At 54.6% G+C, this 14082-nt stretch carries 9 protein-coding genes; 5 read left to right on the forward strand and 4 right to left on the reverse strand.

Annotated elements, in window-relative coordinates:
• Positions 1 to 49: 49 nt before the first annotated feature.
• Together mltF and ACLD3P_RS13425 are read right to left on the reverse strand one after the other, a co-directional pair.
• The gene (mltF, locus tag ACLD3P_RS13420; protein ID WP_411006399.1) at positions 50 to 1594 is read right to left on the reverse strand and encodes a membrane-bound lytic murein transglycosylase MltF; all 1545 of its coding nucleotides are present in this window, start codon (positions 1592 to 1594) and stop codon (positions 50 to 52) included.
• Positions 1595 to 1825, reverse strand: coding sequence for a hypothetical protein (locus ACLD3P_RS13425; protein ID WP_001667158.1), 231 nt, complete (start codon positions 1823 to 1825; stop codon positions 1595 to 1597).
• A gap of 24 nt (positions 1826 to 1849) precedes the next feature.
• Between ACLD3P_RS13425 and purL the strand changes: the two genes are divergently transcribed.
• The 5 genes from purL to glnB all read left to right on the forward strand — a co-directional run bounded on the left by purL (position 1850) and on the right by glnB (position 10331).
• Positions 1850 to 5737, forward strand: a complete 3888-nt coding sequence (gene purL / locus ACLD3P_RS13430) for a phosphoribosylformylglycinamidine synthase (RefSeq protein WP_411006398.1) — start codon at positions 1850 to 1852, stop codon at positions 5735 to 5737.
• 648 nt (positions 5738 to 6385) lie between these two features.
• A complete protein-coding gene (gene qseE, locus ACLD3P_RS13435) occupies positions 6386 to 7816 on the forward strand; it encodes a two component system sensor histidine kinase QseE/GlrK (protein ID WP_411006397.1) in 1431 nt (476 codons plus the stop codon).
• Position 7817: 1 nt separating this feature from the next.
• Entirely contained in the window at positions 7818 to 8582 is a 765-nt protein-coding gene (qseG, locus tag ACLD3P_RS13440) for a two-component system QseEF-associated lipoprotein QseG (protein ID WP_076727016.1), read from the forward strand.
• Positions 8582 to 9916, forward strand: coding sequence for a two-component system response regulator GlrR (glrR, locus tag ACLD3P_RS13445; RefSeq protein WP_310495317.1), 1335 nt, complete (start codon positions 8582 to 8584; stop codon positions 9914 to 9916). The genes qseG and glrR overlap by 1 nt, the downstream gene beginning before the upstream one ends.
• Positions 9917 to 9992: 76 nt before the next feature.
• Positions 9993 to 10331, forward strand: a complete 339-nt coding sequence (glnB, locus tag ACLD3P_RS13450; protein WP_000717694.1) for a nitrogen regulatory protein P-II — start codon at positions 9993 to 9995, stop codon at positions 10329 to 10331.
• A gap of 48 nt (positions 10332 to 10379) precedes the next feature.
• Here glnB and dtpD read toward each other — a convergent pair whose 3' ends face one another.
• Positions 10380 to 11840 carry a dipeptide permease DtpD gene (dtpD, locus tag ACLD3P_RS13455; protein WP_000856793.1) on the reverse strand — a complete coding sequence of 487 codons (1461 nt, stop codon included), beginning with the start codon at positions 11838 to 11840 and terminating at the stop codon, positions 10380 to 10382.
• 55 nt (positions 11841 to 11895) lie between these two features.
• Complete coding sequence (gene cadA / locus ACLD3P_RS13460; protein WP_001100652.1) at positions 11896 to 14040, reverse strand: lysine decarboxylase CadA; 2145 nt, start codon at positions 14038 to 14040, stop codon at positions 11896 to 11898.
• Positions 14041 to 14082 lie beyond the last annotated feature (42 nt).

Below are 14082 nucleotides of genomic sequence, written 5' to 3' on the forward strand. Positions count from 1 at the left end.
GCAATGCCGGATAAGACGTTGCGCGTCGCCATCCGATAAGACCATCGCGCTATTTTTCTTCTTTCTTCTGCGGCGTAAACAGTAAAGACGGCGAATGCGTCAGGTAGCCTGATGACTGCGATAAAAACGACAGGAGGGGGAAGGGCGCTTTATTCAGCTCCTCCGGCGACACCGCCGGGTAATCCTGCGCCAGTTTCATGGCTTCCGCTTCCTGCTTTTCTTTTTCCTGCAAATACCCCACTAAACTTATCTGGTATTTACGGATATTTTCCACATAAGCATAAGCCTCATGTCCACGCGCGTAACCGTAGGTTAGCTTACTGTAATACGGTTTTTGGCTTAACAGAGGCAAACGCTGCTTCACATCGGTCCAGCTATCCGGATTGCCTTTGGTTTTTACCGTCAGCGATCTGGCATCGAGCATGTGCGCATAACCCATATTGTAGGCGGCTAAGGCAAACCAGATACGCTCGTCTTCCGGAACGGTTTCGGGAACTTTAGCCATCATATCTTCAAGATAGCGAGCGCCGCCGCTGATGCTTTGCTCCGCATCGGTACGGTCGGTCAGCCCCAGACTTTGGGCGGTATTTTTAGTCAGCATCATCAGGCCGCGCACGCCGGTTGGCGAGGTCGCCAGCGGGTCCCAGTGTGATTCCTGATAAGAAATCGCCGCCAGCAGGCGCCAGTCTATCTCTTTGGCATATTTTTTAAATAACGGTTCCAGCTCCGGCAGGACGTTATCCACCGCTCGCAGGAAAGAGCGGGTATCAACGTAGTCGAAATCATCGCCATGTCCCAGATATTTTTCTTCGATCCGCGCCAGAGAACCGTCTTCATTGATCGAATTGAAAAAATCGAGCAGCGCGGCGGAGAGCGTATTATCGTCGTCCAGTCGGCTAAACCAAGTCACGGGCTGTTCATCCGTGACATCCAGCGCCACGGCCAGCTCGGGATGAACGCGCTGAAACAGACTGATCGCCACTGAATCGGCAATGGTGTAATCCAGTTTGCCGCTGATGACCTCTTCCAGCAGCGTCGTCGAGCCTTTTTTATCATCCACCTTCCAGCTCAGGTTGGGAAACTTTGTCTCTTTTAAACGCTGTAAATCATTGACCACGACGTGCCCTGGTGCAATGGTAAGCTGATTCTCGTTAACGGTCGCCAGCGAGCGTGGGCGATATTGTCCGACCCGGTAGACGAGCTGTTGCGAAACCGAGTAATACATGGGGCCGGGCTGATAGTTTTTAACGCGCGCGCTGTCGTAGACCAGCCCAGCCGCGAGCAGGTCGGCATTGCCGTTATCCAGATCGTCAAACAACTGGCTGATATTCTGGCGCACCGTCACTTTCAGCTTCACGCCGAGATAGTTGGCGAACTGCTGCGCCAGTTCATAGTCCAGACCATATTTTTTACCATTGATAACGGAATAGGTTAATGGCGAGTCGATCGTACTGACGCGCAGTACCCCCCGGGCTTGAATCGCGGCGATATGGTTTTCGGTTTTACCGAACCAGGGGATTGAGGGCCAAAGGGCTGCTGCCAGCAGCAGCGTCAATATGCCGATGAACAGATAATTAATCTTTAATTTTTTCAATTAGTTAATTCTCTGGATCGTGCGTTGCCTCGGGCTGAAAAAGATGTTTTGCTGCAATAGATAAGTCATTAATGAGCGGCATTTTGCGTAACAATGCGCCAGTTGGCAACTTATTCGCAACGATAGCCGCACCGTATGACAAGAAAAAGCGGTGATTTTATTTCTACGCAAACGGTTTCGTCGGCGCGTCAGATTCTTTATAATGACGGCCGTTTCCCCCCTTGCGCACACCGAAGCTTAGAAGACGAGAGACTTATGATGGAAATTCTGCGTGGTTCGCCTGCACTGTCTGCATTCCGTATCAATAAACTGCTGGCGCGCTTTCAGGCTGCCAACCTCCAGGTCCACAATATATACGCTGAGTATGTCCATTTTGCTGACCTGAACGCCCCGTTAAATGATAGCGAGCAGGCGCAGCTTACCCGTCTGCTGCAATACGGCCCGGCGCTTAGCAGCCATACGCCGGCGGGTAAACTCCTGTTGGTCACACCGCGTCCTGGTACCATCTCCCCCTGGTCTTCAAAAGCAACGGATATCGCCCACAACTGCGGCCTGCAACAGGTTGATCGGCTGGAGCGCGGCGTAGCGTACTATATCGAGGCTTCGACGTTGACGGCGGAACAGTGGCGACAAGTGGCCGCAGAGCTGCACGACCGTATGATGGAGACGGTGTTCTCTTCTTTAACCGATGCGGAAAAACTGTTTATCCACCATCAGCCTGCGCCGGTTTCCAGTGTCGATCTGCTGGGAGAAGGCCGTCAGGCGTTAATTGACGCCAACCTGCGTCTCGGTCTGGCGCTGGCGGAAGATGAAATCGACTATTTGCAGGAGGCGTTTACCAAACTGGGGCGCAACCCGAACGATATCGAATTGTACATGTTCGCCCAGGCGAACTCCGAGCACTGCCGCCACAAGATTTTTAACGCCGACTGGATTATCGACGGTAAACCGCAGCCGAAGTCGCTGTTTAAAATGATTAAAAACACCTTCGAAACCACGCCGGACTATGTGCTCTCTGCCTATAAAGACAATGCCGCGGTGATGGAAGGATCTGCGGTGGGGCGCTACTTCGCCGACCACAATACCGGCCGTTACGATTTTCATCAGGAGCCCGCGCACATTTTGATGAAGGTCGAAACGCATAACCACCCAACCGCCATCTCTCCGTGGCCGGGGGCGGCGACCGGTTCCGGCGGCGAAATTCGTGATGAAGGCGCCACCGGGCGTGGCGCGAAACCAAAAGCCGGGCTGGTGGGCTTCTCCGTTTCCAACCTGCGTATTCCGGGCCTTGAACAGCCGTGGGAAGAGGATTTTGGCAAGCCGGAACGTATTGTCACCGCGCTGGATATCATGACCGAAGGTCCGCTGGGCGGCGCGGCGTTTAACAACGAATTTGGTCGCCCGGCGCTGACCGGTTACTTCCGTACTTATGAAGAGAAAGTGAACAGCCACAACGGCGAAGAGCTGCGCGGCTACCATAAGCCGATCATGCTGGCGGGCGGGATCGGTAATATCCGCGCCGATCACGTGCAGAAAGGCGAGATCGTCGTCGGCGCGAAGCTGATCGTCCTTGGCGGCCCGGCGATGAATATCGGCCTCGGCGGCGGCGCGGCATCGTCAATGGCTTCCGGCCAATCTGACGCTGATCTCGACTTTGCTTCCGTACAGCGCGACAACCCGGAAATGGAACGCCGCTGCCAGGAGGTGATCGACCGCTGCTGGCAGTTGGGCGACGCCAACCCAATCCTGTTTATCCATGATGTGGGCGCGGGCGGTCTCTCCAATGCGATGCCGGAGCTGGTGAGCGACGGCGGGCGCGGCGGGAAGTTCGAACTGCGCGACATTCTTAGCGACGAGCCGGGCATGAGCCCGCTGGAAATCTGGTGTAACGAATCCCAGGAGCGCTATGTGCTGGCGGTCGCGGCTGACCAGTTGCCGCTGTTCGACGAACTGTGTAAGCGCGAACGCGCGCCGTATGCGGTCATTGGCGACGCTACCGAAGAACAGCATCTCTCGTTGCATGATAACCATTTCGACAATCAGCCGATCGACCTACCGCTGGATGTCCTGCTGGGCAAAACGCCGAAAATGACCCGCGATGTGCAAACATTGAAGGCGAAAGGCGATGCGCTGAACCGCGCGGATATCACGATTACCGACGCGGTAAAGCGTGTTCTGCATCTGCCGACCGTGGCGGAAAAAACCTTCCTTGTCACTATTGGCGACCGTACCGTCACCGGTATGGTGGCGCGTGACCAGATGGTTGGCCCGTGGCAGGTCCCGGTGGCTGACTGCGCGGTCACTACCGCCAGCCTCGACAGCTACTACGGCGAAGCGATGTCGATTGGCGAGCGCGCGCCGGTGGCGCTGCTGGACTTTGCCGCCTCCGCCCGTCTGGCCGTCGGTGAAGCGTTGACTAACATTGCCGCGACGCAGATTGGCGATATCAAGCGCATCAAACTTTCCGCTAACTGGATGGCGGCAGCCGGTCATCCTGGCGAAGATGCCGGTTTGTATGACGCGGTTAAAGCGGTGGGAGAGGAACTCTGTCCGCAGCTTGGCCTGACGATTCCGGTGGGCAAAGATTCGATGTCGATGAAAACCCGCTGGCAGGAAGGCAACGAACAGCGCGAAATGACCTCGCCGCTGTCGCTGGTGATTTCCGCGTTTGCCCGCGTGGAAGACGTGCGTCACACCCTTACGCCGCAGCTGTCAACGGAAGATAACGCCTTGTTGCTGATCGATCTTGGCAAGGGCCACAACGCGCTGGGTGCAACGGCGCTGGCGCAGGTCTATCGTCAGCTTGGCGACAAACCCGCGGACGTGCGTGACGTCGCGCAACTGAAAGGCTTCTATGACGCCATGCAGGCGCTGGTCGCTGCGCGTAAATTACTGGCCTGGCACGACCGTTCCGACGGCGGTCTGCTGGTGACGCTGGCCGAGATGGCCTTTGCCGGCCACTGCGGCGTGCAGGTCGATATCGCCGCGCTGGGCGATGACCATCTGGCCGCACTGTTCAACGAGGAGCTGGGCGGCGTGATTCAGGTACGCGCTGAAGACAGAGACGCGGTCGAAGCGCTGTTGGCGCAGTACGGCCTTGCTGACTGCGTCCACTACCTTGGTCAGGCTCTGGCTGGCGATCGCTTTGTAATTACCGCTAATGATCGGACGGTATTCAGCGAAAGCCGTACTACGCTGCGTGTCTGGTGGGCGGAAACCACCTGGCAGATGCAGCGTCTGCGCGACAATCCGCAATGTGCCGACCAGGAACACGAGGCGAAAGCGAATGATGCCGATCCGGGCCTCAACGTGAAGCTGTCGTTTGATATTAATGAAGATATCGCCGCGCCGTACATTGCGACAGGCGCACGACCGAAAGTCGCTGTCCTGCGCGAGCAGGGGGTGAACTCTCACGTGGAGATGGCGGCGGCGTTCCATCGTGCGGGCTTTGACGCGATTGACGTCCATATGAGCGACCTGCTGGGCGGTCGTATCGGTCTGGGTAACTTCCACGCTCTGGTGGCTTGCGGCGGCTTTTCCTACGGCGACGTGCTGGGGGCGGGCGAAGGCTGGGCGAAATCCATTCTGTTTAACCATCGGGTGCGCGACGAATTCGAAACCTTCTTCCATCGTCCGCAGACGCTGGCGCTTGGGGTGTGCAACGGTTGTCAGATGATGTCGAATCTGCGCGAGCTGATCCCGGGCAGCGAACTGTGGCCGCGTTTTGTACGTAACCATTCTGACCGCTTCGAAGCCCGCTTCAGCCTGGTGGAAGTGACGCAAAGCCCATCGCTGCTGCTGCAAGGAATGGTAGGCTCACAGATGCCGATTGCGGTTTCCCATGGGGAAGGGCGCGTTGAGCTGCGTGACGATGCGCATCTTGCCGCGCTTGAGAGCAAAGGCCTGGTCGCCCTGCGCTATGTAGACAATTTCGGCCACGTGACCGAAACCTATCCGGCTAACCCGAACGGTTCGCCGAACGGCATCACGGCGGTGACGACCGAAAACGGTCGGGTGACGATTATGATGCCGCATCCGGAACGCGTATTCCGCACCGTCGCCAACTCCTGGCACCCGGAAAACTGGGGCGAGGATAGCCCGTGGATGCGTATCTTCCGTAATGCGCGTAAGCAGCTTGGTTAATTAGCCCGATAGCCATTAAGCCCCTCTTCACGAGGGGCTTTTTTGTAGACGGCGCTTATCAGGCCCACGGGGAAGCGTGGTTGTAGCTACCGTCTTGAACGTCAAGCGGTAGGCCGGATAAGGCGTTTACGCCGCCATCCGGCAATAAACTAGTGCTTATGCCGCAAGATTAAAGTGTCGGGAAATCCCGACATGAGTGGAGGCAGGTTGTCGCCAAAAAGAGACATTTAACTATTTGATTTTAAATTGTTTTATTTTTAGGTGTTGCAGGTGTTGCTGATTGGCGACAGAAAGGGCAAAAAACAGACAGAGCCATTTTTAGCATGAATAACGATATTTTTCATATCTATCATTGTGTTAACAAAGTCTTTTGAATGTTGGCACAATTACTGCATAATGATAACCAGTGGCTCATTCACCTTCTTATGTCAGCCCCTTAGGGACGCGCTACATAAACTTCGAATGACGCACAACAAGGTGCCTGCCGTCCAACTTCTGATAATAGCGTAGCTTTATCAACCTCCGGGCGAAACGTCGAGTTAGGCACCGCCTTATTCCATAACAAAGCCGGGTTTAGCCCGGCTTTGTTGTATCTGGCGCTTCCCTCGGTTAGCATCTTTTTTATTCTTCTTTTATGTGAGCGACACGTTGAAGCGCTGGTCTGTTTTCCCCCGTTCTTTACGACAATTGGTCATGCTGGCCTTTTTGCTGATCCTGCTGCCGTTGCTGGTTCTGGCCTGGCAGGCGTGGCAAAGCCTTAACGCGTTAAGCGATCAGGCTGCGGTGACTAACCGTAGCACGCTTATTGACGCCCGGCGCAGCGAGGCGATGACCAACATCGCGCTGGAGATGGAGCGAAGCTACCGACAGTATTGCGTGCTTGACGATCCGACGCTGGCAAAAGTGTATCAAAGCCAGCGTAAGCGCTATAGCGATATGCTGGACGCCCATGCCGGCGTCTTGCCGGATGATAAGTTGTATCAGGCGTTACGCCAGGATTTAAACGCGCTGGCGCAATTGCAGTGTAAAGATAGCGGCCCGGAAGCGGCAGCGGCCGCGCGTCTGGAGGCCTTTGCCAACGCGAATACGGAAATGGTGCAGGCGACGCGTACTGTGGTTTACTCGCGCGGGCAGCAGTTACAACAAGAAATCGCCGAGCGCGGACAATTTTTCGGCTGGCAGGCGCTGGTGCTATTTCTGGTGAGCCTGGCGATGGTGCTACTTTTTACCCGCATGATTATCGGGCCGGTGAAAGGAATTGAACGGATGATTAATCGCCTGGGCGAAGGCCGTTCTTTGGGGAATACCGTCACCTTTACCGGTCCGCGTGAATTACGATCGGTGGGGCAGCGCATTATCTGGCTGAGTGAGCGTCTGGCGTGGCTGGAATCCCAGCGCCATCAGTTTCTACGTCACCTGTCCCATGAGCTGAAAACCCCGCTGGCCAGTATGCGCGAGGGGACAGAGCTGCTGGCCGATCAGGTGGTTGGGCCGCTGACGCTGGAGCAAAAAGAGGTGGTCGATATTCTGGATGACAGCAGTCGTAATTTACAAAAATTGATTGAGCAATTGCTTGATTACAACCGGAAACTGGTAGACAGTGCCACAGAGCTGGAAGCGGTCGATATCGCGCCGCTTGTGGATATGGTGGTTTCCGCCCACAGTTTGCCTGCCCGCGCTAAAATGATGCATACCGATGTCGACCTGAAGGCCGAACGCTGCATAGCAGAGCCCATGTTGCTGATGAGCGTGCTGGATAATCTCTATTCCAACGCGGTGCACTATGGCGCTGAATCCGGTAACATTTGTATCCGTAGTCGTTCTCAGGGCTCCACGGTTTATATCGATGTGGTTAATAGCGGCGAGCCGATTCCGCAAACCGAAAGAGAAATGATTTTTGAGCCTTTTTTCCAGGGAAGCCACCAGCGAAAAGGGGCGGTAAAAGGCAGTGGGTTAGGGCTGAGTATCGCCAGAGATTGTATTCGTCGAATGCAGGGAGAGATCCAACTGGTGGATGACAAAGCGCAGGAAGTCTGTTTTCGCATCTCGCTGCCATTGCCTGCATCTGACAAACACTAATATGAATTTAAGCCTGGTGCGTATGTCACACGTTTTAGTCCAAACTATTAAACGATGCCTTTTGCGGTGGGGAATACCGGTGGGCATATCGTGTCTGGCGCTGACCGCATGTGTTCCCCATGCTTCACAGCAACTGCCCGGTAGCGCAGCGCAGGACACGCTCCCCCATTATCAACTGGCGGATTATCTCCCGACGGCGTGCGCGGATATCTGGTCGCTACGCGGGCAGGCGGTGGAGACGAATCCGCTGTACTGGCTACGCACGATTGACTGCGCCGATCGTCTGATGCCGGTTCAGTCGCGCGCAGAGGCGCGCGCGTTGACGGATGATAACTGGCAGAATGCCTTCAGGCGCGGGATCTTACTGGCGGATGCAAAAATTACGCCGCCGGAGCGGCGCGCCATAGTGACCCGTCTGGAGGCGTTAAGCGCGCAAATACCGGCTCAGGTACGGCCCGTCTACCAAATCTGGCATGACGGTCAGGCGCTGCAATTAGCGCTTTCTGCCGAACGTCAGCGTTATAGCAAACTCCAGCAAACGTCAGATAGTGAGCTGGATGCGCTGCGCCAGCAGCAACAGGCCTTGCAAACGCAGCTCGATCTTACCACCCGTAAGCTGGAGAGTTTAACCGATATTGAGCGCCAGCTTTCGACACGAAAACCGGCAGGTAATTACAACGCCGATACGCCGCATACCAATGACAAACCCGCGACGTCTGAAGATGGCGCGGCGCCGTCGCCGTCACAAGATGAGGTAACGCCATGATAAGCCGTAAACCGGCGCACCTGTTGCTGGTCGATGACGATCCCGGATTACTGAAATTGCTCGGTATGCGCCTTACCAGTGAAGGATACAGTGTCGTGACCGCAGAGAGCGGTCAGGAAGGACTGCGGGTACTGCATCGGGAAAAAGTGGATCTGGTAATAAGCGACCTGCGCATGGATGAAATGGATGGTATGCAACTGTTCACAGAAATTCAGAAAGTACAGCCGGGAATGCCGGTTATCATTCTGACGGCGCATGGTTCCATTCCGGATGCGGTGGCCGCTACCCAGAAAGGCGTATTCAGCTTTTTGACGAAGCCGATCGACAGAGACGCGTTATATAAAGCGATAGATGAAGCGCTGGAGCAGTCCGCTCCCGCGACGGACGATAGCTGGCGCAACGCTATCGTTACCCGTAGCCCGCTGATGCTGCGACTGCTTGAACAGGCGCGCATGGTCGCGCAGTCGGATGTCAGCGTCTTGATTAACGGACAAAGCGGCACCGGGAAAGAGATTTTCGCACAGGCGATTCATAATGCCAGCCCGCGCAGTAACAAGCCGTTTGTCGCCATTAACTGCGGCGCGTTGCCGGAACAGTTGCTGGAGTCCGAATTATTCGGCCATGCGCGCGGAGCCTTTACCGGCGCAGTGAGCAATCGTGAAGGGTTGTTCCAGGCGGCGGAAGGCGGCACGCTATTTCTGGATGAAATTGGCGATATGCCCGCGCCGTTACAGGTGAAGCTGCTGCGGGTGTTACAGGAGCGCAAAGTCAGGCCGCTGGGCAGCAATCGCGATATTGATATAGACGTGCGAGTTATTTCCGCGACGCACCGCGATCTGCCGAAGGCGATGGCGCGGGGCGAATTTCGTGAAGATTTGTACTACCGGCTGAATGTCGTGAGCCTGAAAATTCCGGCGCTGGCGGAGCGTACCGAGGATATTCCGCTGCTGGCTAATCATCTGCTCAGACAGTCGGCACAGCGGCATAAACCGTTTGTTCGCGCCTTTTCTACTGATGCAATGAAACGGCTGATGACGGCAAGCTGGCCGGGCAACGTGCGCCAACTGGTCAACGTCATTGAACAATGTGTGGCGTTAACCTCTTCGCCGGTGATCAGCGATGCATTGGTCGAGCAGGCGCTGGAAGGCGAAAACACCGCGCTGCCAACTTTTGCCGAAGCGCGAAACCAATTTGAACTGAACTATCTGCGCAAGTTACTGCAAATTACCAAAGGTAACGTGACGCACGCGGCAAGGATGGCGGGGCGCAACCGTACGGAATTCTATAAGCTACTCTCCCGTCACGAACTGGATGCGAATGATTTCAAAGAGTAGTTTTCATGCCGTAAAGTAGCGCGAAATATGTTACGTTTAACCGATCAAAACACAGGCGACCTTTTCAAGGAATAGCATGAAAAAGATTGATGCGATTATTAAACCCTTCAAGCTGGACGATGTCCGTGAAGCGCTGGCCGAGGTAGGTATTACCGGCATGACGGTCACTGAAGTCAAAGGCTTTGGCCGTCAAAAAGGCCACACCGAGCTGTATCGCGGCGCGGAATATATGGTGGATTTTCTGCCGAAGGTAAAAATTGAAATCGTTGTGCCTGACGACATCGTGGATACCTGTGTTGACACCATCATTCGTACCGCGCAGACGGGGAAAATCGGCGACGGTAAGATCTTTGTCTTTGATGTCGCCCGCGTTATTCGTATCCGTACTGGCGAAGAAGACGACGCGGCTATCTGATGTGCCGATTCGCTGCCCGTCTCCTCCTTGTGGGCAGCGAACCACCGTTTAATCGCCCTGCGGTAGCGCCGATGTAGTCCGGGTGCAAACCCATCTCAGGCCGACAATGGCGACGATCAGCGCCACGCAACTTAGCGTCCACTCGCCCATTTGCGAGAAAAAGTGTCCGTAGGCGGCTACCGCCGTATCACTAATTTGCGATTCCGTGGTTTGTTGCGCGACGACGCCAGCCAGCCAGTTAGCGACCGCGCCGGTCGCCAGCATATAAATACCGGTCAGTACACCCGTGACGCCAGGCAGGTTGAGGCGGGTAATTTGCGCCATCGCGACCGGATCAATAAACAGCTCTGCAAAGCCCATCAGCGCCAGCCCTGCGATCATCATTCCCATTGATGCCTGCCCGTCTAACCGGGCCTGATGCGCGTTTAGCGCCAACAGCATAAAACCGCCGCCCATCAATACCAGCCCCACGGCAAATTTAAGCCAGACGCGCAGCACCGAGCGGGCGCTCTCTTTCGGGCTGCTCAGCCACGCCAGCACCACGCCCGCCGCCATCACCGCAATCGCATTGACCGACTGGAACAATGCGGTGGGGACGGTCATATTCAGCCAGTGGCGGTTGACAAAACGGTCGATGAATAAACTGATCGAACTTCCGCCCTGCTGCGCCAGAACCCAGAAAAGAGTGCCGGTGATCATTAACAGAACGATTTGCCACAAGGCGCGACGGTGTTCGGGAAATTTAACCATAATACGGGCGATAAGTTGCGCTGCGAAGACGCAGACAATGGCCAGCACATAGCCAGACCAGTTATTTTCCAGCAGGAGGGTGAAGAATACCGGCGCGATACACAGCATTAATACCAGCCAACCCCAGGTTGGAAGGGCAAATTTAACCGCCCGCAGCGCGGGGCGATTAACACCGCGCGTCTGCTGAAAGTGGCGATGACCGCTTAAAAAGATGAGCAGGCCGATGAACATTCCCACGCCCGCCAGCGCAAAGCCGACATGCCAGCCATACCACTGCGCCGCCAGACCACAGGCGATCGGCGCGGCTATCGATCCAATATTCCCGGCGGCGTAGAGCAGCGAGAATCCCCCGTCGCGGCGGTTGTCATCAGGGGCGTAAAGTTCGCCCAGCAGACAGCTAATATTGGATTTAAACAAGCCGTAGCCGCAGATAATAATGGCCAGCGCCGCATATAAACTCAGCGTTGAATCAGATTCTAAGCCCAATACCACATGACCCAGCGTCATCAATAAGGCGCCGGTGATAACCGCCACGCGGTTGCCAAGCAGGCGGTCGGCAAGCCAGCCGCCAAGAATAGGGGTAACGTAAACTAAAGAGGCGTAGGCGCTGAAGAGGTTGATCGCGTGGCTGTCATTAAAACCAAGCTGGTGGGTAAGATAAAGGATGAGTAAGGCACGCATGCCGTAAAAGCTGAAGTATTCCCAAATTTGAATCGCCACGATGTAAAAAATCGCGCGCGGTTGTGAGGGTGTTTTCATAAAGTCTCCTTGCTGCGTGAAAAAAGGGAAGTGGCAAGCCACTTCCCTTTGGTACTTATTTCGTATTTTCTTTCAGCACCTTAACGGTGTAACGTCCGTCTGCCTGACGATAGGCGCCGTGGATATCGGTTTCGAAGCCCGGATAGTGGGCGCCGATTTCGCACAGCATTTGCAGGAATTCCAGTACCGGACGGCTTTCCTCGGTGATCATTTCACCAGGCATCACCAGCGGCACTCCCGGAGGGTAAGGAAGGATCATGTTGGCGTTGACGCGTCCAACCATCTCTTCAAGATACACCTCTTCCGTTTCGCCATGCAGCTCTTTCTGGAACGCAGTATACGGCGTCATCACCATTTTCGGCAGCACTTCAAACGCACGGTACATTAAGTCCGGCAGATTATGGTGTTCGACCAGTTTATGAATATTCTGTGCCAGTTCCTGGATGCGCATATTTTCATAAAACTCAGGCGCTTCGCGGTACAGTGCCGGCAGAATGTTTTTGACGCGCAGGTTCAGGTCAAAGGCGCGTTTAAATTCAGTGAGCGCGCGCAGCAGGCTCAGAGCTTTGGTTTTGTCTATACCAATGCTGAACAGGAACAGCAGGTTGTATGGACCGGTTTTTTCTACGATGATGCCGCGTTCATCGAGATATTTGGCGACCAGACTTGCCGGAATACCGAACTCATCCATCGTACCGTCTTTCTTCATCCCCGGCGTCAGGATAGTGACTTTGATCGGGTCGAGGTACATGTGTTCGTTATCGATATTTTTGAAGCCATGCCATGCGCTATCTGAACGCAGCGGCCAGCACTCAGCTCCATCGATATGTTCCGGCTGCCATACGTCAAAGAACCAGCCGTCAGATTCGCTTTTCAGGCGTTTAATTTCTTTACGGAATTTAATCGCACGTTCAATAGAGCCGTTAATCAGGCGTTTACCCGCATTACCTTTCATCATCGCCGCTGCGGTTTCAGTAGACGCTACGATACCGTAGTGCGGAGAAGTGGTGGTATGCATCATGTAGGCTTCGTTAAAGGTTTCTTCGTTAATGTCGCCTTTAACATGAATCATGGATGCCTGTGAAAACGCCGCCAGCAGTTTATGCGTGGACTGGGTTTCATAAATGATTTTGCCTTCTACACGGTCGCCGCTCATACCGCATTTACCCTGATAAATAGGGGAGAAATTGGTATAAGGCACCCAGGCGGAGTCAAAATGAATGGACTTCACATCCAGAGTTTTCTTGATGTAGTCAGTGTTATACAACAAACCGTCATAGGTTGAGTTAGTAATAACAGCATGGACCGGCCAGGTTGCGTTAGGCGTCTCTTTTACCCGTTTAGCGATAGTGGCGTGCTGGAACTCGCTTTGCGGAATACCGCCAAGAATACCGTAGGCGTTACGGGTTGGGCGGAAATAAATCGGCGTAATGTCGCTCATCATCATCAGATGGGTCAGCGATTTATGGCAGTTACGGTCAATCAGTACCGTGCTGCCTGCCGGCGCGGAGTACATACCGACGATTTTGTTCGCCGTAGAGGTGCCGTTCGTCACCATGTAGCTACGTTCGGCGTTAAAGACGCGGGCGATATACTCTTCTGCTTCTTTATGCGGGCCGGAGTGGTCCAGCAGCGAACCCAGTTCGGAAACGGAAATCGAAATATCGGATTTCATCGTGTTCGGGCCGAAGAAATCATAAAAGATGCTGCCGACGGGGCTTTTCTGGAAAGCGGTCCCGCCCATGTGGCCAGGCGTACAGAAAGTATATTTCCCTTCACGCACATATTTGAACAACGCTTTTGTCAGCGGCGGCAGAATATTGTCGATGTATTCATCGGTATTCTGGCGAATTTTCGCCGCGATATCGGCTGCGGCGCCTAAAGCATATTCAAAGAAGCGAACCTGCATTCTCAGATCGTTGAGGCTGACGTCCAGCGTAGAGTAGCTGTTGGCGAAGGCGTACAGCGGCATATACTCGTTCAGCTTGCTAATCTCTTCGCAAAGCTCAAGGTTATATTTATCCCAGTCGAAAATGACGCCGCAAAGGCGGGAGTTATTTTCAATCAGCTTCAGCAGGTCTTCTCGGTCGTTTGGATAGACGATACGGAAATTTAAACCTTCCAGTGCACGATGCAGTTCACGAATAGGCTCTTCTTTAAAGTAGACGCCCATGTGGTTCATGATAGCAATAACGTTCATAGTCTTGTTCCTGGTAAAGTGGGCCCCTCCCGCTACGCTATA

The organism is Salmonella sp. 741265073_HBA (genome assembly GCF_046569105.1).
Classification (GTDB): domain Bacteria; phylum Pseudomonadota; class Gammaproteobacteria; order Enterobacterales; family Enterobacteriaceae; genus Salmonella; species Salmonella enterica.